15 protein-coding genes, 2 tRNA genes and 1 rRNA gene are annotated in these 23,791 nt (G+C 42.8%); 3 read left to right on the forward strand and 15 right to left on the reverse strand.

Features of this window, described 5'->3' with window-relative positions; translation table 11 throughout:
- Positions 1–38 precede the first annotated feature (38 nt).
- The 15 genes from PQO03_RS20305 to PQO03_RS20375 all read right to left on the reverse strand — a co-directional run bounded on the left by PQO03_RS20305 (position 39) and on the right by PQO03_RS20375 (position 19,044).
- Positions 39–2,955 (reverse strand): 23S ribosomal RNA (locus PQO03_RS20305).
- Positions 2,956–3,147: 192 nt separating this feature from the next.
- Positions 3,148–3,224, reverse strand: a tRNA-Ile gene (locus tag PQO03_RS20310).
- 7 nt (positions 3,225–3,231) lie between these two features.
- Positions 3,232–3,305 (reverse strand) — tRNA-Ala (locus PQO03_RS20315).
- A gap of 225 nt (positions 3,306–3,530) precedes the next feature.
- The gene (locus tag PQO03_RS20320; protein WP_274152979.1) at positions 3,531–4,127 is read right to left on the reverse strand and encodes a DUF2057 family protein; all 597 of its coding nucleotides are present in this window, start codon (positions 4,125–4,127) and stop codon (positions 3,531–3,533) included.
- The gene (argJ, locus tag PQO03_RS20325) at positions 4,105–5,274 is read right to left on the reverse strand and encodes a bifunctional glutamate N-acetyltransferase/amino-acid acetyltransferase ArgJ (RefSeq protein WP_274152981.1); all 1,170 of its coding nucleotides are present in this window, start codon (positions 5,272–5,274) and stop codon (positions 4,105–4,107) included. The genes PQO03_RS20320 and argJ overlap by 23 nt, the downstream gene beginning before the upstream one ends.
- Before the next feature lie 11 nt (positions 5,275–5,285).
- Complete coding sequence (locus PQO03_RS20330) at positions 5,286–6,830, reverse strand: Rnase Y domain-containing protein (RefSeq protein ID WP_274152983.1); 1,545 nt, start codon at positions 6,828–6,830, stop codon at positions 5,286–5,288.
- A gap of 1 nt (position 6,831) precedes the next feature.
- Positions 6,832–7,383: a 5-formyltetrahydrofolate cyclo-ligase gene (locus tag PQO03_RS20335; RefSeq protein ID WP_274152984.1), complete on the reverse strand. Its 552-nt coding sequence runs from the start codon at positions 7,381–7,383 to the stop codon at positions 6,832–6,834.
- Positions 7,376–8,683 (reverse strand): replication-associated recombination protein A, encoded by a 1,308-nt coding sequence (locus tag PQO03_RS20340; protein WP_274152986.1) that lies wholly within the window; start codon positions 8,681–8,683, stop codon positions 7,376–7,378. Before PQO03_RS20340 ends, PQO03_RS20335 begins: the two co-directional genes overlap by 8 nt.
- A gap of 79 nt (positions 8,684–8,762) precedes the next feature.
- Positions 8,763–10,325, reverse strand: coding sequence for a sulfatase-like hydrolase/transferase (locus tag PQO03_RS20345; protein WP_274152987.1), 1,563 nt, complete (start codon positions 10,323–10,325; stop codon positions 8,763–8,765).
- Positions 10,322–11,866 carry a sulfatase family protein gene (locus PQO03_RS20350; protein ID WP_274152988.1) on the reverse strand — a complete coding sequence of 515 codons (1,545 nt, stop codon included), beginning with the start codon at positions 11,864–11,866 and terminating at the stop codon, positions 10,322–10,324. Before PQO03_RS20350 ends, PQO03_RS20345 begins: the two co-directional genes overlap by 4 nt.
- A complete protein-coding gene (locus tag PQO03_RS20355; protein WP_274152989.1) occupies positions 11,866–13,722 on the reverse strand; it encodes a sulfatase-like hydrolase/transferase in 1,857 nt (618 codons plus the stop codon). The genes PQO03_RS20350 and PQO03_RS20355 overlap by 1 nt, the downstream gene beginning before the upstream one ends.
- Before the next feature lie 208 nt (positions 13,723–13,930).
- Positions 13,931–15,373 (reverse strand): sulfatase, encoded by a 1,443-nt coding sequence (locus PQO03_RS20360; protein ID WP_274152990.1) that lies wholly within the window; start codon positions 15,371–15,373, stop codon positions 13,931–13,933.
- Between the two features lie 70 nt (positions 15,374–15,443).
- Positions 15,444–16,799, reverse strand: a complete 1,356-nt coding sequence (locus tag PQO03_RS20365; protein WP_274152991.1) for an arylsulfatase — start codon at positions 16,797–16,799, stop codon at positions 15,444–15,446.
- Between the two features lie 176 nt (positions 16,800–16,975).
- Positions 16,976–18,505: a LamG-like jellyroll fold domain-containing protein gene (locus PQO03_RS20370; RefSeq protein ID WP_274152992.1), complete on the reverse strand. Its 1,530-nt coding sequence runs from the start codon at positions 18,503–18,505 to the stop codon at positions 16,976–16,978.
- Positions 18,505–19,044, reverse strand: a complete 540-nt coding sequence (locus tag PQO03_RS20375; RefSeq protein ID WP_274152994.1) for a sigma-70 family RNA polymerase sigma factor — start codon at positions 19,042–19,044, stop codon at positions 18,505–18,507. The genes PQO03_RS20370 and PQO03_RS20375 overlap by 1 nt, the downstream gene beginning before the upstream one ends.
- 637 nt (positions 19,045–19,681) lie before the next feature.
- Here PQO03_RS20375 and PQO03_RS20380 point away from each other — a divergent pair.
- The 3 genes from PQO03_RS20380 (at position 19,682) to PQO03_RS20390 (ending at position 23,789) form a co-directional block, all read left to right on the forward strand.
- On the forward strand, positions 19,682–20,266 hold the full coding sequence (locus PQO03_RS20380) for an RNA polymerase sigma factor (protein ID WP_274152995.1): 585 nt from the start codon (positions 19,682–19,684) through the stop codon (positions 20,264–20,266).
- Positions 20,263–22,449, forward strand: coding sequence for a protein kinase domain-containing protein (locus tag PQO03_RS20385; RefSeq protein WP_274152997.1), 2,187 nt, complete (start codon positions 20,263–20,265; stop codon positions 22,447–22,449). Before PQO03_RS20380 ends, PQO03_RS20385 begins: the two co-directional genes overlap by 4 nt.
- 788 nt (positions 22,450–23,237) lie before the next feature.
- Entirely contained in the window at positions 23,238–23,789 is a 552-nt protein-coding gene (locus PQO03_RS20390) for a hypothetical protein (RefSeq protein WP_274152999.1), read from the forward strand.
- Positions 23,790–23,791 lie beyond the last annotated feature (2 nt).

Here is a 23,791-nt window from a genome sequence, read left to right on the forward strand (position 1 = left end):
CTTTTTTACTGAGCATTTGAGTGCTAAGTAAAAAAGAGGTGGACAAGCCTCACGGCTGATTAGTACTGGTCAACTGAACATATTGCTATGCTTACATCTCCAGCCTATCAAACAGGTAGTCTTCCTGTAGCCTTTAGAGGATAAATCCTGGGATATCTCATCTTTAGGGGGGCTTGGCGCTTAGATGCTTTCAGCGCTTATCCTTTCGCGACGTAGCTACCCAGCAATGCACCTGGCGGTACAACTGGAACACCAGAGGTCACTCATTCCCGGTCCTCTCGTACTAGGGAATGCTCCTATCAAATATCCTGCGCCCGCAGAGGATAAGGACCGAACTGTCTCACGACGTTCTGAACCCAGCTCGCGTACCACTTTAACCGGCGAACAGCCGGACCCTTGGGACCTTCTTCAGCCCCAGGATGTGATGAGCCGACATCGAGGTGCCAAACCGCACCGTCGCTATGGACGCTTGGGTGCGATAAGCCTGTTATCCCCAGAGTACCTTTTATCCGATGAGCAACGGCGATACCACTTTCCACCGCTGGATCACTAGGTCCTGCTTTCGCAACTGCTCCACCTGTCGGTGTTACAGTAAAGCCTACTTCTACCCTTACGCTCTACGTATGATTGCCGACCATACTGAGTAGACCTTCGAGCTCCTCCGTTACTTTTTAGGAGGAAACCGCCCCAGTCAAACTGACCCTCTGAAACTGTCCCCCATCCGGATTCACGGACGTGGGGTTAGATGCCCAGACAGATAAGGGTGGTATTTCACTGACGACTCACTTACGCCTGACGACGTAAGTTCACAGTCTCCCACTTATGCTACACATATCTGCCCGAACAACAATATCAGATTACAGTAAAGGTTCATGGGGTCTTTCCGTCCATCTGCGGGTATCCGGCATTTTCACCGGAACTACAATTTCACCGAGATCCACGTTGAGACAGTGTCTGGATCGTTACACGATTCGTGCAGGTCGGAACTTACCCGACAAGGAATTTCGCTACCTTAGGACCGTTATAGTTACGGCCGACATTCACCAGGGCTTCATTTCGAAGCTTTGCCCGAAGGCTAACCTCTCCATTTGACCTTTTGGCATTGGTCACGTGTCACACCCTATACTTCCTCTTTCGAGTTTGCAGAGTGCTATGTTTTTGCTAAACAGTCGCCCAGACCTCTTAACTGCGGCCCCCCTGAGGGGGCACCCCTTCTCCCGAAGTTACGGGGCTAATTTGCCGAGTTCCTTAACGTGGTTTCTCTCGCGCACCTTAGTCTACTCGACTTTCCTACCTGTGTCGGTTTTAGTACGGATAATTAAGCATCAAACGCTTAGAAGCTTTTCTTGGCGGCATGGTTCCATGCAAAGCGTTTCTACCCGAAGGTTTCTTCGCCCCGTAACAGTTGGTTCTTATGTAAAGCGGATTTTCCTACTCTACGAATTGCCTGCTTGGTATGAGATATCCAACACTCATTTGCACTTTCCTTCCGCGTCCCTTCATCACTACACTTAACTAGTACAGGAATATTAACCTGTTGTCCATCGACTACGCCGTTGGGCCTCGCCTTAGGGTCCGACTAACCCTGGGGGGACGAACCTTGCCCAGGAAACCTTCGGATTTCGGTGACTGGGATTCACACCCAGTTTTTCGTTACTTATGTCTGCATTCTCACTTCTATGCGGTCCACCTGTTGTTTCCATCAAGCTTCACTCCTGCATAGAACGCTCTCCTACCCCCAGCAAGCTGGGTCGCGTCTTCGGCAATGGGCTTTAGTCCCGATTATTTTCGGCGCAGAATCACTCGATCAGTGAGCTATTACGCACTCTTTAAATGGTGGCTGCCTCTAAGCCAACATCCTGATTGTCCAAGCAACTCCACATCCTTAATTCCACTTAGCCCATCTTGGGGGCCTTAGACGGCGATCTGGGCTGTTTCCCTTTTGACTATGCGGCTTGTCCCACATAGTCTGACTCCTGAGCTCATAAATTTACGGTATTCGGAGTTTGATATTTGTTGGTACCCCGGTAAGGGCCCGCGAAAAATCAGTAGCTCTACCCCCGTAAAGAAGCACTCAAGGCTAGCCCTAAAGCTATTTCGGAGAGAACCAGCTATCACTGAGTTTGATTGGCCTTTCACCCCTATCCACAAGTCATCCAAACGTTTTTCAGCACGTATTGGTTCGGTCCTCCACCCGATGTTACTCGGGCTTCAACCTGCTCATGGATAGATCACTCAGTTTCGGGTCTACTGCATACGACTTGAATCGCACTATTCGTACTCGCTTTCGCTTCGGCTCCGTTTAATAACTTAACCTTGCCGTATACAGTAAGTCGCAGACTCATTATGCAAAAGGCATGCGGTACATCATATAAAGATGACCCACACTTTGTAGATGTATGATTTCAGGTTCTATTTCACTCCCCTTACGGGGTTCTTTTCGCCTTTCCCTCACGGTACTGGTTCACTATCGGTCACTAACGAGTATTTAGCCTTGGAAGGTGGCCCTCCCTGATTCAGACCGGGTTTCACGTGTCCGGCCCTACTTGGGATACCCGCTATATATTAAAGAAATTTCGCTTACGGGACTATCACCCTCTGTGGTTTGTTTTTCCAAACTATTCAGCTATCTCTTCAATACAATATTGCAGGTCCCGCAACCCCTAAAAGCAAGCTCTTAGGTTTAGGCTCTTGCGCGTTCGCTCGCCGCTACTAGCGCAATCTCGGTTGATTTCTTTTCCTCTAGGTACTGAGATGTTTCACTTCCCTAGGTTCGCTTCTCTGACCTATTTATTCAGTCAGAGATAACTGGACATAACTCCAGTTGGGTTTCCCCATTCGGATACCCCCGGATCAAAGCTCTTTTGCAGCTCCCCGAGGCATTTCGCAGCTTAACGCGTCCTTCATCGCCTGTTAGTGCCAAGGCATCCATCATACACCCTTACTAGCTTGTCCACCAAAAATCTTAAAAAATTAACATTTTCGGCGACACACCTATTTCTTACTAAGTCGTTCTATCTTGTATTCTTTGGTTTGCGATCTTGGTATAAATTGTTTCTTACTTTATACTTTGACTCTTTCATTCTATTGTTTTCTTCCTTTCAATGATCTAAGCTTTTCCACACTTTCGTGGATGCTAAATTGTTTTGGTACGCGCACCAGGATTTGAACCTGGGACCTCATCGTTATCAGCGATGCGCTCTAACCAACTGAGCTATGCGCGTATCTAAGTGGAGCCTAAGGAATTCGAATCCTTGACCTCCGCCTTGCAAGGGCGGCGCTCTAGCCAGCTGAGCTAAGGCCCCTTATAAACGCTAATTTCTAAAGTAAATACATACTCGAGAATTTTGCTTAAATGAACTTATTTCATCGCACACTTTCGGCGACGGGTTTGATAATACAACAAGAGCTTAATTGCGCAAATCACTTTTTCGATTTTTTTCGATTTTTTATCTATCTGCTAAAAAGAAAAGCTGCTGTACTTAAGGGAAACGAACGATTGCATCGTGCTTTAAAAACTTATTGCTTGATCACTTATGGAGAACTTCTTGCTTAAAACGTTCTTTCTGTTCAGAGTTCGCTTTATCCCACCAATGCTTCATTTGAACATAGGGATCATTCTCTCTCATATAATCACGAATAGATTTACGGCTTTTATCTGCGGGCACTAAGGGAAAGAGAACGGCATCGGATTGGCGAACAATATTGCCAAGATTACTTTTATCTGCCAAGCGCGCCCTCGCCTTATCTTTATTATCCGGAAGCGTTAAGTCAAAGGAATAGACTTCATCTTCTACCACATGAGATAAAATAGCGTAAAAACTATCTGAACTCACGCGTGAGTAATCATCTTGATTGAGCTCATCATAAATAGAGTCAAAATAGGCTTCTATCTCATTATTCCCTTCACCCATTAGCAAAGTCACACTACCGTTTGCCAACAAAGGCATGTTGACCGGTACTTTATTCACTGATTTCACAACAATATGTGAAGGCACAATTAATTTAGCCGTAGGAGCACGACCAAAAGGACTCCCCGAGACATTAACTTCTTTCTGGCTCGCACAAGAAAAAAGAAATAAAAGAATTAACGCTAGAACTGAACTACGAAGAATAATAAGCGGCATTTTCGTCCACATAACCATGTGTTAAATCACATCCATAAGCAGTCGCAGTACCTTTCCCCAAACCGATTTTCACTTTAAAAACAACTTCTTCTGAATCAATCGACTCACGAAGAGCTTTTTCATCAAAGTCAGTTTTTACGCTATCGACAAAAACTGTTACGTCATTCACAATGAGTTCTAGCTTTGCCACGTCTAAATCATTATCAAAACATTTGCCTAGGGCCATTAACATTCGGCCTATATTGGGATCACAGCCATGAGACATCGTTTTAATCAAAGGCGAGTTAACCATCGCTCGGGCATAAACTTTTGCTTGCTTTTCATCTACAGCTTCTTCGATGATTATTTTCAAAAGCTTACTTGCCCCTTCACCATCACGAGCTAACATTTCGGTCATACGGATACAGGCCGCTGAAAAACGTTCTTGAAACTCATCTAAATCTACTTTTCCTGCCAAGCCGTTTGCCATGGCAACCACCGTATCAGACGTTGAAGTATCCGTATCAATAGAGAGCATATTAAAAGATTGATTAACCGACACACGCAGAACTGCATCTAAGTCACTCGCTGCGATTTCCGCATCAGTAAAAGCATACACTAGCATCGTCGCCATATTGGGCTCAATCATGCCAGATCCCTTGCCCACAATCGTCAAAGTATACTTATCACAAGAAATCGAAATGGCTTTTGCATAAGTATCGGTGGTCATAATTCCACGTGCGCCCACAAGTGGGTCAGCACATAAATCAGCTTTCATTCCGACTAGACCAGCTTCAATTTTTTCTACTGGCAAAGGCACTGCAATCACACCCGTCGAGGACATGATCACTTCATCTTCATTGCAATTAAGTTCTTCAGAGGCCGCTGCGGACATACGATAAGCACGCTTCACGCCCTCATCACCCGTTCCAACATTAGAAACTCGGGAGTTAACTACTACAGCTTGAAGCTTAGCTTTTTTTATGATTTCACGACCGGCAATAACAGGTGCGCCAGGTACTAAGTTCCGTGTAAACACGGCTGCGGCTTCAGCAGTTTTTTCAGAATAAAAGATGGCTAAATCATCACCCTCTTCTTTAATACCACAATTGCGACTCGCGCAAGTAAAGCCCTTGGGCATTACTGGTTTCTCATCAAAAGTATACATTTTATAATCTCTTAAGGCTGTGCTATAGCTTCAACTCGTAAGTCACGTGACAAAATGAGCTGAACGGCTCCAGGCAAAGTCATTTCTTGTTCAATTTTCTCGGCTATCTCGCGTGCTAAAATAGGCATATCGCTATCTTTTACTTTTTCTGGGCGAACAGAAACTAAAACTTCGCGACCTGCTTGCATCACAATACATTCCGAGATTTCATCCATATTTTTCATCATTAATTCAATTTGATGAAGACGGTGAACATAGGAATCCATCGCTTCATCTGCTGTACCAGGACGATTCTTACTCACTTGAACTGCTACATGAAGCAGACGATCCATGCCATTAGATAAAGTATAAGTATCTTTGTAGTTCACTACTGCAGTACAAAGAGTTTCATCTTCCCCTTCACGACGTAAAAAATCTGCGCCCATTTGAGCCGAATTATTTTCTGCTGATTCATCAAAACTCTGTCCAATCGCGTGTAGTAAACCAATGCGCTTTGCCATGCGAACATCCATGCCCATCTCAGCTGCAATTGTACCCATAAGACAGGATACTTCACGCGAAAATTGCATCAAGTTTTGAAAAGCATTAAAGCGATACTTAAGCATCCCTAACTGACGGTAAATTTTGGTAGTCACTATGCCAATATTTAATTCTTCACAAAGGTAGGTAGCGGATCTCTCTAAATCGCGATCCATCTGCTCAGTAACTGAACTTATTACTTCATGGATTCGATTTGGGTGAATACGTCCATCATCAATTAATTGCTCCAAAGCAATGCGCGCCATTTCACGGCGATAAGAATTGAAACAAGAAATAACTACCGTTTCAGGGGTATCATCAATAATAATATTAGCGCCTGTCAAAGACTCCAAAGTACGAATATTGCGACCATCGCGACCAATAATACGCCCCTTGATCTCATCACTCGGCAAATAAAGCGTGGTTGTCGTACGATCACTTGCACATTCAGCTGAATAACGTTGCATTGCTGACAGTAAAATTTCGCGGCCTTCTTCAGAAGCCTGACTCTTCATTTCTTTTAAAGCTTGTTTATAGAGATGCGCACACTGATCTTTGGCTTGCTCTTCTGCTTTTTCAAGAATCTGAGCCTTCGCTTCTTCTACTGTGATAGATGCCAAATCTGACTCACGCTTTATCAAAATTTCTTCTTGCTGACTTAAGAGTTGAGATTTCTGATCCACGTTTTGCTGTCTCTCTTCAAGTTGATCGAGTCGATCTTGAGTCGAAGTCAAAATTGTTTCAACTCCCTGACGCTCTGATTTCAAGCCTTCACGTTCTTCTTTTAAGCCTTGACGCTCAAGTTCATGCCTTGCAAGGTTTTCATCAAAAGACTTCTTGGCATCAGCCTTCAGCTCTTTAATTTCTTGCTCAGCTTCATTAATCTTTTGAGATTTCAGTTCCGCTGCTTGCAGCTTTACTTCTGCTAAAAGTCCTTCTTGATCTTTTTCTAGCTTGCGGAACTTATTTTTAATCAATAAGCTCCCTATGATAAAACCGATAGCGATACCAGTTATTAAATATATATAATCGTTCATTTTAAATTATTTGCTTCCTATCACATTTAATCAGCCCGGACGGGCTTAAAAGAAAATCCATTACGTAATCATGCTCTTCTTTTGGAATTTTTCCAAGTAATTGAAAGTCATGACACACTCCGACTTTAGTGCCTATGGCATATTTTGCCAACAAGCGATCATAAAATCCCCCGCCTCTTCCAAGGCGATTTCCTACACGGTCAAATGCGATCCCTGGAATAAAACAAAAATCAATCACGTCTAATTCTTCGAGTTTCCTTGGTTCCAAAATCCCAAAGGGACCTTCGCGTAAATCCTCTTTTTTACCTGACCATAACGAAAAATCATAGAGTTTTGTGACTTCCTTAAAGCGAGGCAATAAAATCTGACTCTCAGGAAATAGGCTTAACAGATCAAGCTCCTGTGGGTCCGCGCAATACAGTGCCACTGTTTTATTTTTGAAACTAGTCCAAGCTTTTAAGCAAGCTTCCAAGTGATCGCAGGTAAAGTCGAGATTTATCTTCCTCGCTATCTCATTTCTCATTTCTTTTCTTAGAAGCTTTTTTTCAGTCATCTTCCCCACGCAATTTCTTCCAATAATCCATACGCTCTTTTATCTTCTTTTCGTAGCCACGCTCTACTGGCTGATAATACTTTGTCTCCACACCCATATACTCTTGCTTCACATAAGCCTCATCTGAATTATGCGGATAAACATAATTCCCTTCATTTGGATTATATCCCGAACTTCGCGGATCTCGCAAATGCATCGGGATCGTTTGTGAACGTTGATTGCGCACATCATCTAAGGCTAAATTCACCGCTTTATAAGCCGCATTACTTTTCGGTGCCGTGGCACAGTAAGTCACCGCTTGGGACAAAATAATCCTCGATTCCGGCATACCCACTATATCAACTGCTTGACTCGCGGACACCGCCAATTGTAGTGCTCTAGGGTCGGCATTGCCCACATCTTCCGAAGCAAAAATCATTATCCTACGAGCAATGAAACGAATATCTTCACCCGCTTCAAGCATATAAGCCAACCAATAAACTGCCGCATCAGGATCACTGCCTCGCATACTTTTTATAAAGGCACTCGCCGCGTTGTAATGCGCATCGGCATCATACTTATAGGATTTTACCTGTAAACATTCCTGTAATTCGTCGCGACCCATCTCCTTTTTATCTGCGGTTTTGATCGCTAATTCTATCACTGTTAAGGCTCTGCGCGCATCGCCTTCACAATTCTCACTCAAATAAGCCAGGGCCTCATCAGTGAATGAGATCTCAGCATCTAACTCTTTGATTATTCTTGGCATTTTGGCCGCTAATAAAGCTCTAATCTCTGGAGCCTCCAAAGGCTTCAGTGTAAATATCAAGGAGCGCGACGTCAGTGCCGGCGTCAAATAAAATCCAGGATTATGAGTGGTTGCACCAATAAAACGCACTGTTCCATTCTCAATATCTTTTAATAAGGAATCTTGTTGTGCTTTATTAAAGCGATGAATTTCATCTACAAACAAAACCGTTTTTCTACCACTAAATTTACGCGCCTCATCGGCTGCCTTAACCGCTTTGCGAACTTCGCCCACTGAGCTATCAATTGCGGAGAGTGCAATAAAGTCAGCTTCGGTGTGTTTCGAAATAATCGAAGCTAAGCTCGTTTTCCCCGTGCCTGGAGGTCCCGTGAAAATAATTGAACTAAAACAATCATTTTCAATAGACCTTCTTAATAAAGATCCTTCTGCAGTTAAATGCTCTTGCCCGAAAAAATCTTCAAAGCCCATAGGTCTTAAACTTGCTGCGAGTGGTTCAATTCGTGGATGATCAAATAAGGACATAGGAGTTTCAACTTTTAAATTGTTAGACAACAAGAAAAAAGCCTTTGCGGAAATCGCAAAGGCTTTTAGAAAAGAAGATGAATATTTTATTACATTTGTGCTAAATTTGTCATTTCTTCCCCAACAGTAAATCCGGACGTTTAGAATTATTTTGTTGTTTGTAAACCTTCTTTAAACTCTCAAGGATTTCTGGGTATTTTTCAGAGATCTCATTCTCTTCAAGTGGATCTTCTGTAAGTTTATACAAATGAAACTCCCCATTTTTCAAAGCAATGAGTTTCCAGCCATCCTCAGTAATCAAAGTGGCTGAAGCAAATGCTTTTCCGTAGCGAATAAAAATCCATTCATGGTGCTCTACTTCTCCTCTTCCAAGCAAGGTCGATAAATAAGAAACTGAACCTTTCCCACTTGGGCGCTCCACATGGAGTAAATCTGCTAAGGTAGCCATGAAATCATAATGAGTCGCCAATTTTTCACTTTTTGAAGATGGTTCAATTTGCCCCGGCCAACGGGCAATCATTGGGCAATGAATTCCACCTTGAAAAACAGACCATTTTAAACCCGCCATACCTGCAGCCCCATTAAATGTATCTCCACCATTGGACGTCCTCCATTTATCGTCAGTAAAATTAGCTTTGCTACCATCAGCCTTTTGTAATTTCCTTGAATTGGATTTTGGCAACTGACGATTTCTATTCATATAATAAGTTTCGTGACCATTATCAGAGGTAAAAATAACTAGAGTTTTATCATCTAGGTTCAAGGCTTTCAATTCATCCATAATCACTCCAACATGATCATCGAGCATTTTGACCATAGTAGCATACTTTTTCTCCGATAGAGTAAGATCGTCTCGTCCCTCATAATCTGGATGCAATTCATTTACGGCTACAGGCCCATGAGGAAGTTGAGTTGGGTGGTAAAGAAAAAACTTTTTGTTTTTATTTTCCCGAATAAAACTAAGCATTTCTTTAAGAAAAACATCCTGTGAATACCTAAGCCCTCCTGACCCGACGGGTCGAGTTCCAGATTCAGATGCCTTACCTGCTGTATAGCTAGTATTGCCTTCGAGGTACATTTTTTCACCATTCTTCCAAAGGTATGTCGGGTAAAAACCATGGGCACGGACATGGTCATAATAACCCACATAGTGATCCCACCCACGGCGCTGGAGTTGCTTATGCCAAGTCAAAAACCCTTCATCAAGCTTACCAAATTGAGCAGTCTTATATCCAGCTTTTTGCGCAACTTGAGCTAAAAAAACTTCATGTTTAGGAGTTGCTAATACTTGTTCCCTTTTTTGGGTGAAGGCATCAAAAGTTTTCTTCCATTGTTCCTCTGATGGTTTTGATTTATCTAGTTTTACTACGTACCCACCCTTTGTATGAGAGCCTGACTTCATTCGACCATCATGCATCCCTGTCAGAAGACTCCAACGTGCAGGCGCACAATAAGTATTACCATAGTAATTATTAAAGCTCATACCTTCAGCAGCTAGCTTATCAATATGAGGTGTAGTAATAATTTCTTGTCCTTTATGCCCCAATAAACCCATGCCCAAATCATCTGCATAAATTAAAATAACATTAGGACTCTCATCAGCTAAAACAGTGATATTAGCTGAGCAAATAGACGCAATTACAACAAATAATACAAAAAATTTATGTATCATTTCTCCCTTGACCCATCGAAACGCAATCCCGCAGATTTGCGAACTTGCTCAAGAAGCTTTTTCATATCCTCTGCCACTTCAGGGAATTGCTTGATGACATTATTTTGCTCACCCGCATCAGATTCCAAGTCGTAGAGCTCTTGTTTGGCTTTTTTCTTATTGCCTTTAGAAATATATTTCCATTTACCTTTGCGCACGGCATGATCAGTCTTTCTTGCCTCCTCAAACATGTAGCTTAGGCCTTGGCTATCTTCGCCGAGGAAGGCAGCTAAGGTATCGCGGCTATCAATCGCCTCGTCTTGGCGCAAGTCATGGCCCACAAGTTCCGCTAGCGAAGTATAGAGATCCACTTGATTCACCATGGCATTGGAAACTGCAGGCTTAATTTTTGCCGGCCAGCGAATGATAAAGGGAACGCGAGTTCCACCTTCATAGATCTGATACTTCCCACCGCGATAAATTCCGGAGCCATCGTGACCATGATCACTTTCTTTTGTAGAAGTCTTCGTCACCGAACCATCGGCATAGCCATCGTCATAAACAGGACCATTATCACTCGAAAAGAAAACAATAGTATTATCTGCCACACCCGCTTCATCGAGAGCTTTCATGAGTGCGCCAGTACTCCAATCGAACTGAACCATCGCATCGCCGCGCTTACCGAGTTTAGTTTTACCCTGAAAACGGGGATGTGGTGCACGGGGAACGTGAATATCTTGCGAGGCGAAATAAAGGAAAAAAGGTTTATCGCCTTTGGCTTTTTCTTTAATAAATTCAGTAGCTTTTTCGACAAAAACATCCGCCATTGTTTCATCATCCCAAAGAGCCTTCTTACCACCCGACATAAAGCCGATGCGGCCAATCCCGTTAATGACTGAGCTATTGTGACCATGAGTACTGGGATAATAAGTCATAAGCTCAGGGTTCATTTTGGCATGACCATATTGAGTCGAACCAGGCTTATTTACTGACTCAAGACTTCTCCCTACATAGATAAGGTCATTTGGGTCGTAATTATAAACGCGGTGACCATCGAGATAAACACAGGGAACACGATCATTTGTTGATGGCAATAAAAACATTTGATCAAAGCCGATTTCCAGTGGACCGGGCTTCACATCACCATTCCAGTTGGTCTCAACTCCTTTGGCACCAATACCCAAATGCCACTTACCGACGACACCGGTTACATAGCCATTTTCGCGAAGCATTTTGGGAAGCGTAGGAATATCTGTTGGAATACTTAGTGGGGCATTCGGAGGAAGAATACTGACCCCATGACGAAAGGCATGAACACCCGTGAGCATAGCAAAGCGCGAAGGCGAACAAGTGGCTGCTGAACAGTGACCATCCGTAAACTGAATCCCACCTTTTGCGAGATTATCAATATTGGGTGTAGGGATCTTTTCTGAGCCATAAACGCCCACATCACCATAACCGACGTCATCACCATAAATGAAAATAATATTCGGCTTTTCCGCCGCACTTAAATTTGCGCTTAGCGCAAGCAGAAAAACTCCTGCTGATCGAAATAAGTTCATTAACTTTTACCTTTTTTATTTTTTATTTTTTTGGATTTTTTCTTGGGGCCGAGCGGAGGCATGCCATTCACCAAATAGTCGTGAAATGGTTTCAATTTCCCATCTTTAATTTTATAGTTTTTCACGAAGGGAATTAAACGTTTGTTATTGGCACCCATCCAATCTATATAATTGAGAATCTCTAATTCCGCATAAGTATCGGACTGGAGTAAATTCTCAAAAACTTTATAGGCTTCTGCGGATTGATTAATCTCAATTAAAGTCCACGCTGCCATAGCTCGCACAGTCTCACTAGGATCATTTAACAAAGGCTCAACATCTTCTACAACATCAACTTGAGCTCTAAGCATGAAAAGACCACATAAGGCCCAATGACGTACACCACTATCTGGACTCTTTAAGAGTTCTTGCAATTCCGCATAAAACTCTGTCTTTTGCTCCAACGCTACTGCCGCTGCCTGCATGTAAGCATCGAGATCATAGAGCTCTTTATTGCGAACGACTTCATAGGGAGTGATGCCATTTTTCGACGCGCGATGATTGAGTTCCGATTCGGGAATCAAACCAGAATCCAAATGAGCTTGCTGAGCTGAATCCAGCTTCTTTTTCATCGTCTCAACAATCTGTTTATATTCGGGACTCTGAGCCAAATTATTTAAGCAGAAACTATCCTTGCTTACATCAAAAAGTTCATCTTTGGCCTTGGTCTTAAAAAAACGACTCTGATTGGCATTGAGTTTCCCATCTTTGTAGGCCTGCTCCCATTCACGCTGCATCGGGATCTTCCACTGATAAGGAAGATGCTGACCGCGCGGCACATAAGGCATGTAGTTACGCACATACAAAAACTGCTTATCACGAATGGCTCTAGCATTCTCAATTTTCCCATCATTACGCCCACGAAAGTGAAAGATATACTCCGGCTCAGCGGTTTTCTCTGCACCAAGAAAAATTTCTCCTTGATAATTCGAAGGAATTTTGGCTCCCGCAAGCGATAACCACGTAGAAGGCATATCAATGAAGCTCACCAGACGATCCACAGTCATACCAGGCTTATCTGCTGGCCAAAGCTCTTTATATTTTTCCGGTATACGTACAATTAAAGGGCAATGTGTTCCACTATTATACATATAGCGTTTCCCACGCGGCAACGGCCCACCATGATCTGAGTTATAAATTACAATAGTATTTTCAACGAGACCAAGTTCCTCTAATTTTGCTAAGGCCACTCCTATGCCTCTATCCATTTTGGTCACATTTTTGTAGTAGTAGCCATAATTCGCTCGAGTATCTGCTGTATCCGGATGATAAGGGGGGATTTGAACTTTGTCTTTTGGGTAAGTGTGATCCAAGCCCATTGCGCGACTCTCATGTGAGTCCGTATGATTAATTACCTGAAAGAAGGGCTGATTCTTTTTGAGACTCTCCCAGTTGAGTTTATTAGAATCCCATAGAGTTTTCAAACGTGAATCATCACGAGTATTATAATCACGCTTGGTATGATTCCCTGTAAAGTAGCCTGCTTTTTTAAGTTGCTGAGGATAGAAAATAACCTTATCCTGAGGCACGGCTACATTGCTACGATGATTATGTCCCGCCATTGAGACCGCATTCATTCCTGTAATCCAAGAAGTTCGTGTTGCCGAGCAAACGGCTGCATTTGAATAAGCATGCGTATAACGAAATCCCTCCGTAGCCAGCTTATCAATATTCGGCGTTATCGCGACTTCGTTTCCGTAACAGCCAATATGGGTCACGTTATTATCTTCACTCGTCAACCACAAAATATTGGGCTTTTCTAAGCTCCAAGCTTGCGTCCCTATTAGGGCAAAAAATACTAGTACTAATTTATGCATACTTTTCCTTTAATTTTATTCACGATTAACCATAACAAGGGGCAAAGCCTCTTAGTCGCCTGGTCAAGGAATGGCAATTCCTTGCTAGGGGAGCTCGAGGGGGAAGATCCCCTCTCGTACGGGTCGCATCATGCCCTCAATTCTACCTAATCGAGGTTTTATTTAATATAAACAACAGCTATCAACAACTTAGGTGACTCATCAATGACTATTTTTTATCAGAAGCTTTTTTCTTCTTATTCTTTTTACCTTTCTTAGACTTAGAATCTGACTGCTTTTTACCAAATTGTGGATTCTTTGCTGTCGGTACGGGTGCATTCATTTCAGCGCGCCACGCATAAAGTAACTTCTTGAGCTCAGCCAGCTTCTCGGGCATCGACTCAGCCAAGTTAGTTCGTTCACCCTTATCGTCTTCTAAATTGTAGAGCTCAAAACTGCCATCTTCAAAATATTCATGCAGCTTCCATTTGCCCGATAACATCGTCGATCCTGGGCGAGTCCTAAACAGCGGATCGCGCCCCTCGTCATTATCCACTGAGTAAGCCTGCAAATATATCGGAAAATGCCAAAATAAATTGCGTTTTTCAATCCCACTTTCTTGAGTGAGTATTGGCAAGATACTTTTGCCATCGAGAATTTTATCTTGAGGCACAGACACTGTCGCAGCATCCAAGAGCGTCGGATAAAAATCCAAGCCAATCACGGGAACATCGCTGCGACTCCCCGCTTTCACTTTTGCAGGCCAAGACACAATCATCGGCACACGCGTGCCTCCTTCATAGTAGGAGCCTTTACCCGCGCGATAAGGCGCTTGATCAGAAATTTTGTTAATCCCCCCATTATCAGAACTAAAGAGAATAATGGTATTTTCACTCAAACCAGATTTATCCAAATAATCCATCAGTTCACCAATATAAATATCCATACCCTCAATCAGAGCCGCATATTTAGGCTGAATACCCGGGACGTCATTATATTTAGCAACTAAATCCATGCGTGGCTGAATCGGTGTGTGCACTTGGTAATAAGCTAAATAAACAAAAAAGTTCTCGCTTTTATTAGCCTCAATAAATTTAATCGCTTCGTCAGTGAGACGCTTGGGTAAATGCTCACCTTTAGGTCCCTGCTCAATATTTTTCAGTTTATAAGGTGCAAAGTATTTGCCTGTACCTCCTGCATGGCTTCCCCCTACATTTACATCACAACCTTGAGCTTTGGGATCTTCTCCCACATGCCATTTTCCAAAATTACCCGTCTTATAGCCCGCTTGCTGAAAGGCGCCCAGAAGTGTCAAATTATCGGGCTGAAGTGAGAGTGTGTTTTTAGTTGGGATGATTTTGCGATCACTCGCTTTTCCTCGATCAGACTCCCCTACGGTGTAAACTCCATGACGCGTCGCATACTGACCTGATAAGATGCAAGCTCGACTCGGTGCACAATTGGCCGCAGGCGCATAGGCATTTGTAAACACCATGCCACGAGAGGCTAACTTATCCAAATTGGGGGTTACATATTCCTTGCGACCCATAAAACCCGAATCCATAATGCCGTAATCATCCGCATTAATATAAATTATATTGGGCTTCTCTTCTGCTTGTGTTGCTAGAACTGCACCAAAGAGCAACACACATATATTGATATATTTCATCATTTTCACCATAAGTTTATTATATATTTTCTAAATTATTTCTTGTCGAGCTCAACAGCGCTCATGAAAAAAGTCACTTTTTCTTTCCCCTACTCTTCTTTTTGGTCAGACCAAACTTAAATAAGTCACTCTCTGTATGAGTCTTATCAATTAATTTTGCGAACTCAGCAACTTTCTCTGGGTATTGCTTAGCTAGATCATTCTTTTCTGAGGGGTCATTTTTTAGATTATATAATTCTAAGGGCGCCTTACGGTCCTTATTCACATTGAGACGAATGGCTTTCCATTCATCTTTTAACACCGCTTGTTTACCACCCTTTTCATAAAACTCCCAATACAAATAATCATGCTCTTCTTGATTGCCTTCTCCCAATAAAACTAGTAGAATTGAATGACCATCAACTTCGTCAGGAGTCTCGACTCCAATGAGTTCATTAAAAGTTGGCATCCAATCCCAAAAGGCACTGATCGTATCATTCACTCTTCCTGCTTCAATTTTTCCAGGCCAGCGAGCTATCATCGGCACACGTACCCCACCTTCATACAAATCACGCTTTTTACCACGTAAATCACCACTCGCTTTAAATTGCTCCAGAGTTCCACCAATACCATGAGCCCCGTTATCAGAAGTGAAAATTACCAAAGTTTTTTCATCAATATTAAGTTCTTTCAATAATTCAAAAAGACGTCCGCAATCACGATCCATACGACTGATCATCGCTGCTTGAATTCTATGATTCTCCGCCCAAGGCTTGTCCTTATATTGTCCCTGATCAGGAACCTGAAACTTTGTGTGGGGAATCGCATAAGCGAGATAGAGAAAAAAGGGATTGGCTTTATTTTTACGAATAAAAGAAAAGGCCTCATCAGTACAAAGATCATGAGTGTAGAGCGGCCCCGATTTACCATCATTTCCTTTAAGCTCAACTTTCTCAGTATTCCGCCAAACATATTCCGGGTAATAAGTATGAGCACGGCGTTGGCAGAGGTAGCCAAAGAAGTGATCAAAACCCTGATTGAGTGGGTGACCTTCCGAATCTAACCAGCCCAAACCCCACTTGCCAATAACTGAAGTTGCATAACCCGCTTTTTTAAATTGTTCCGCTATCGTCACTTCTTCCGCCCTTAAAGGACGCTGACCATTGGGCTTAAGCTCACCATTTCCACGAATCCAAGCATTTCCTGTATGCTTGCCCGTCAGCAACACACAACGCGAAGGGGCACACACTGTGCTTCCTGAATAATGACGCGTAAATTTCGTTCCTTCGCTTGCCATCTTATCTAAATTCGGAGTCTTGATCTTTTCCTGACCAAAGCAGCCAAGATCACCGTAACCGAGGTCATCCGTTAAAATGAAAATCACATTGGGCTTATCATTTGCGAAAATCGCAACACTCATTAAAAAAATTACCGCTGACAACAACCTCATATTTTTTCCTATCTTTAATTTAAAAGTTATGACTTATTCACAGCCAAACTGAATTCCTTTCAAGTAAAATTAATTAAGTTTGAAATTTCCTGGGTACGCTGAGCACCAGCTCGGCCTTAGCTCAAAAACTAATCTTTAAACTCAGGCCGAAGGCCGTCAACTCAGGCCGAAGGCCGTCAATACAAAGAATTCCTCTCCATCAGTCGCCGTACTTGTCGAGGCGTCACAGCTGCATTGATGATATATAGCTCATCGAGTTTAGCCCTCAAGAAAGATTTTGGTCCATCCATTTTGCGACCAAAGGCTACCGGCTTAGAAGCAATTGAATCAATATTTGTTCGTACCTTTTCTCCTTGACTTCCACTCACTGCTTCGAGACGTCCGTCGATATAATGTCGAATGTGACTGGCTACATCCGCATTATCTCCGCCAATAAACAAGCTCACTACATGATGCCAGCGTCCATCACGTAAATCCGTCTCACCAATGACATAGCCTTCTTTAAATTCAGTTCGTATTGCCCCCATAACACCATCCTTTGAGCGAGCATTCCAAGCAATCTGCCATTTCTGACCCTTTTCTCTACTATTTCCCCAAGAGACAAATGAATAATTTTCACCTTTTTTAGCATCCTTTGGGATCTTAATCCAGAACGATACTGTGCGTGGTCGTGAGCCCGAAACTCCCTTAAAATTCGTAACTGCCCAATCATTGTCACCATCAAAATCCAGGGCATAACCAAACGCCCCCTCACTAAATTGTGGCCCTTCACTCTTTCCTTTAGTCATAAGCTCAGCCTTAAAGCGATCGTGAAACTCTCCTCCCGATGCTGTCGGAGTCCAATTAAACTCAGCCTCATTAAAAGGCCAATGTACATAGCTCAAATCTCTTTTTTCCAATAGATTCGGTAAAGAAGCCATTGGGGCTAAGGCCTTATGCTCAGATTGAATCAGGCCTGCACTTGAAATACTAATACGTTCATTATCGATGAGCTTCCTGACATTTTCTTCTGCCATGGGATACACCTCTACTTCACCCTGAATAACTTCCACATCACTTAATCCCCGATCATCAATGCCCACCATGAATTCAGTCCCCAAGTCCACAACTTTCCCTCCAGGAATATTCAATACAAAACCAACGGCAACCTGAGGTACATAAACACGAACTTTACCCTTACTTAAACGTACCCGATTAGAACTCTCCAATTCAAGTGCCGAATTGGCTTCAATATTTAATTCGACTCCAGAATCCAAGGTCAAAGCTAGTTTTTTATCAAATACATACGCGCCTTTCTTCAGCCAATCACCCGATGAATAAATCCCTTCTTCTGTAGAATTCACCCTCGCCAAAAACGGCTCTAAGACTGGCTCTGATGAATCAGCATTCACAATAGTCTCAGCTTTTTGAGGACTCGAAACTTGCCAAAAAATTAAAGCTCCTAGAAAAATGGCCGCCATGGAGGCCACTCTATAAATAAACGCTCTCGACGCGCTTTTATTGATGATTTTCTCGACTTCTTTTAAGTGGGGTTCAATTGCCTTTAACTGCTCGGAGGCATTCAAAATTTGACCCGTTTCGTAAAGGTACTCAACAAATTTTTTACTGCGCTGATCATCGCTTGCTAATAACTTTTTAAGCTCTTGTCGCTGATTTTCACTTAAGTCATCCCGTAAATAAGCTTCTGCTAACTTTTCAATATCCATTAATCGACCTCCGGTAAATTCTCATAGCTACGCGTGCATTTACGCAATTGTTGACGGATACGACTCAACATAATATAAATGGAATTCACACTGCGTTTATATTTACTTGCTAGATCTTCGGAACTCTCATGCCCCTGATAACTTGCACTCAATAATTCTAAGGAGCTTTCACTGAGTTTCGCCATACAATATTTTAAGGCTCGCCCCTGACTTTCTCTCCGTTGAATAAATTTTTCATCCACAAATTGACTCACCCTTTGCTCGATCAAATTAAGCAGGTCCTCATCTTGAAAAAAGCTCTCTTTCTTCCTGGATCGAATGATATTGAGACACTTGAATCTCACGATCCCTTTCACCCAAGGCAAAACGGCCTTATCCTTTTCAAAACTCTCAGCTTTATGATTCACCGTAATCATCGCTTCCTGAACTGCATCTTGCGCCAAATCCCAGTCGCGCAGGATGCTATAAGCAAACGCCGTCAAAGCATTATGATGGCGAAAGACTTCTCTTAGTAAATCATCTCTAAAGGTTTGCTTCATTTTTTTCAGTTCTCAGTTCTCAGTTCTCAGGTTTCAGGTTTCAGGTTTCAGGTTTCAGGTTTCAGGTTTCAGGTTTCAGGTTTCAGGTTTCAGGTTTCAGGTTTCAGGTTTCAGGTTTCAGGTTTCAGGTTTCAGGTTTCAGGTTTCAGGTTTCAGGTTTCAGGTTTCATGTTTCAGGTTTCAGGTTTCAGGTTTCAGGTTTCAGGTTTCAGGTTTCAGGTCTTAGGTTTTGTCAGGATTCATAATTTAAAATTTAAAATTCATAATTTACAATTGGAGCGTAGCGACTCTTTTACTATTCACCACTAAAACACAAAGCTTTCACTCATTCATAAAAAATTATCAAAAAAAAACACTCTCTCAGCCGAAGGCGGTCTCTCAGCCGAAGGCGGTCTCTCAGCCGAAGGCGGTCTCTCAGCCGAAGGCGGTCTCTCAGCCGAAGGCGTTCTCTCAGCCGAAGGCGGTCTCTCAGCCGAAGGCGTTCTCTCAGGCCGAAGGCCGTTCTCTCAGGCCGAAGGCCGTCAACTCAATAATTAAGAATTCAAAATTTATAATTAAAAATTATCCCCTCCTAACTTGTACTCATTCCGCTTTATGGTCATTTATACGCCGACTAGAGATAACTACTGGAAACTGAATGGATAATTGGAACACACGACAAACCTTGCTCATGCGAGCAAAAAACCCCGATGACCAAGCGGCCTGGGAAGAATTTGTTGCCTATTACAAGGGCTTTCTCAAAGTCGTCATCTATAAAATCAATCCAAGTACTGCCCTCTCAGAAGATTTCCTGCAATCCGTACTCCTAGAAATTTGGCGCAGCCTCCCACGTTTTGAAGTTGATGTCGAGCGCGCTAAATTCCGCACCTGGCTCTCTGTCTTAGTGCGCAACACCGTGCTCAATCAAATCAAAAAAGAACAGAAGCAAAATAAGATCCGCAAAGAACTAGAGCCCCATATTCAGCCCAGCGAACCCGAACTCGATCAAATGGTTCAGCGCGAGTGGGAACTTCATATTTCCCGCTTAGCATTAGAAAACATCAGCAAAAGATTTACGGGCAAAGCCATGGAGGTCTTCAACATGTCGCTCCAAGGTCAAAGTATCGGCTCTATTTGTAACGAACTAGAGCTCACCCCTGAATCTGCCTATACATTAAAGAATAGAGTGAAAAAATATCTCGTTCGCGAAATCAAACGACTGCGCAGTGAATTAGAGCAATGAACCCCCAAGTTGAAAATACCGACGAAGACTTACTGCACTCCCTTTTTGCAGAGAGTTGTGAAGACGAAGTTCAGGAAGCACTCGAAGACAATCCCTTCTTTCTCAATTTACAGGAAAACCAAAAGCGCTATAGCTCACATGAATTGATTGCCTCAGGTGGCATGAAAAATATCTACAAAGTTTTTGATAAAAAAACTGGCCGCCATATTGCCTTAGCTCGGCTAAAGGACGAAATCCCCGTAGAAGCCTACGAAGCTTTTTTACTCGAAGCCAGGCTCACCTCCCTACTCGAGCATCCCAATATCATTACCGTTCACGACATTGGCATTAATCACGATGGCAAACCCTACTTTACCATGGAACTCAAAATCGGGGATTCCCTAAAAACTATTATTAGTTCCATTCAGAATCAGCAAGGCAATTATAAAGAAAAATTCACCCTCCATGAATTGCTCACGATCTTTAGTAAAATTTGTGACGCGGTTTCCTACGCTCATTCACGCTCAGTCATTCATTTGGATTTAAAGCCCGGCAATATTCAGATTGGCAGTTTTGGCGAAGTACTCGTCTGCGATTGGGGCCTAGGAAAAGTCATTGGTCATAGCACTTTCGATAATTACGAAGACCTTGCCCTCAATCCAGATTTTCTTAATGACATCACCCTCACTGGTCAAATCAAAGGCACCCTCGGCTTTATGGCCCCTGAGCAAGCTGAAAAAAATGGTGCCAAAACTCCCTTGTGCGACATCTATGCACTGGGTGCTATTCTCTATAGCCTACTCTCGCATCATCCACCTATTGAAGGTTCCAAGGATGAAATGCTCAAGCTCACAAAACTTGCGGAAATAGAACCACTCCGTCACAATAGCTTTGGTGACAATATCCCTCAGAGTCTCGCCGCGGTCGCCACTAAAGCGCTTTCCCTCGATCCCAAGCAGCGTTATCAAAGTGCTTTTGAAATACGTCAAGAAATCGACCTTTTCCTCAAGGGCTTTTCCACCAAAGCCGAACAAGCTAGCCTCGGCAAAGAATTCCACTTATTCATTAAACGTCATGCCATTTCTTGCTCACTCGCCTTAGCCTTTCTGATCACTGCTCTAATCGGTACCAGTATTTTTATTAGAAATCTCAATACGAGTGTCAAAAATGAATTACATGCCCGCGAGATAGCCGAACGTGAAAGTCAGAAAAGTCGTGAATCACAAATGATTGCAGAACGAGAGAGCCAGCGCAGCCTAGAGGCTTTAGCAATGGCAGAAAGAGCACGCAATCGCAGTAAAGAAGCCATGCTGCTTTTCGAAACCCAGCAGCAAAAAGCAGAAAAAGCCCTCAGTCTTTATGAGAAAGAAAAAGACTCCCGCAATGACTATGTTCGCGACCTCAGCAAAAAATTCATGGTCCATATCTATAAACTCACTGATGTCGATGTCTTCACTTCTCCCGTTCAATCCTTAGAACTCGCACTCAAGACTATTTCTCAAATGGAGCACGATCAAAAAGATGCCATTCCAGTAATTTTCCTCCAACAAAAGGGCTACATCCAATTCATTATGCAAAACTTTGCGGACGCCGCACAATGCGAATCATCTTTTCCTCAAGTGAAAGCAATGGCCGCGCTCTGCCTCGATCTTCCTCGTGAAAATAATTTACTTAGGCCCCAAGCCTTTTCCGAATTCTTTCAGCTTTGCTCAAGGGTCCGCTATGGCCACTTCGCACCACACATGGCCAGTAAAATGCTCGCTTACGACGGCAGTAAACGCAAAAACATTAAGCACCATAGTCAATTTGTCCATGAGCTCATTAAATTTAGAAATCACAATTGGAAAAATGGCCTTTTTGAATTCGATCCCAAAAGCAAACACCTCAAAATATCGGGAAAGAAACTCATCACTATTGGTGCCGTTTATAGCGACCACCGCACCGGCTACAAAAACGTTTATTTCTCCTACTTCAGCTATTTAGGACTCCAATCTCTCGATCTCAGCCATAGCGACTTCTTCAAACTCGATGAAATCCAAAACCTCAAAATAACCAAGCTCGATATTTCCCATACCCTAGTAACCAACCTACGTCCCCTCGCTGAACTCGCCCGCCTCCAAGAACTCGTCATCAACTACGAACAATTCCCCAACAAAACTCTCCAAAACATCCCCTCACATATAAAGATCACCTTTGTTAAATAAGTTCACGAAGCAGAGCTTCTGAGTTGACGGCCTTTGGCCTGAGTTAACGGAACAAGTTCCTAAGTTCACGGCCTTTGTCCTGAGTTGACGGAACAAGTTCCTGAGTTGACGAAGCAGAGCTTCTGAGTTCACGCGCTTTGCGCTGAGTAAGTAGTAAGTAGTAAGTAGTAAGAGAAAACCACCGATAAATCGCTGCGCTCTAATTTTAAATGTTTAATTCTCAATTTTAAATATCTAAATCTGTTTCAGCTGTAAAATCTCTGCTCAAACTTTCCGTGGATTCAGTGCTTTCCGTGGTTCAATTCTTTACTCTTTAGCAATTCGTTTCATTCGTGGTTACTTGCTCTACACCATTAAAAATTCAACATTCACAATTTAAAATTATTTCATCTGTACGATCTGTGGTTTAACTCTTATTTCTATACTTAACCAAGTTCTTGGCATCTTCTCAGGCCAAGGGCCGTTCTCTCAGCGCAGCGATCTTGAAGCCTAGCGATCTTTCAGCCTAGCGATCTTTCAGCCTAGCGGTCCTGAAGCGTAGCGGTCCTGAAGCGTAGCGGTCCTAAGCTGCTCCCATCATTAAAAATTTAGAATTCAAAATTAATCATTAAAGCGCAGCGCCCGCCCCCTTAACTTTTTTTAAAATGACTATTTTAATTTTTCAAAGTGCTTTTTTTACACTTTTCTATCACTCACTCCTGCTCAAGCACTTAGCTTGGCACTTGTTTGCAAGAAGCTTTAATCTTATATTTTAGACAGTTCAGATCTTATATCAATTGAGGATTTCTATGTCCAGTAAAACTTTTAAAAACCATTTCTCACTCATTGAGTTGCTTGCAGTGATTGCCGTCATGTCCATGCTCATTGCTATTGTCGGTGCCGCCATGAAGCCCAATCCCGTCAATGCTGCAGCCCGCGAACTCTCGGGCACTATTTCCAAAGCACGCTCCTACGCCCTGTCTAAAAGAGTTTATACCATAGTGCATATCACTAAACAAGAAGATAAGTTTTCACAGATCGAGCCAATCAAAATCTACACAGCACTAACCCCCTCAGTTATTGCAGGCAGCCCGGATACCATCCCTGGATCCACGACCATATACCTTAATAAAGGTGCAAAACTTGATTCCGGGTCACAAGAAGAGTTCTACTTATGCTTCCATCCAAATGGTGGCATATTACTAGATACGGTAACAGACACATTAACTACTGCCAATGGCGACCGAATTGCAACTTCTGACGGCAAGTATGTTATAGACATCATTAAACGTGGTAAAACAGAAGAATTGAGAACCCTCTCAATTAATAAATTTACTGGCATGGTTTCATTCGAGGATTAATT

It is taken from the genome of Lentisphaera profundi, from assembly GCF_028728065.1.
Taxonomy (GTDB): Bacteria; Verrucomicrobiota; Lentisphaeria; order Lentisphaerales; family Lentisphaeraceae; genus Lentisphaera; species Lentisphaera profundi.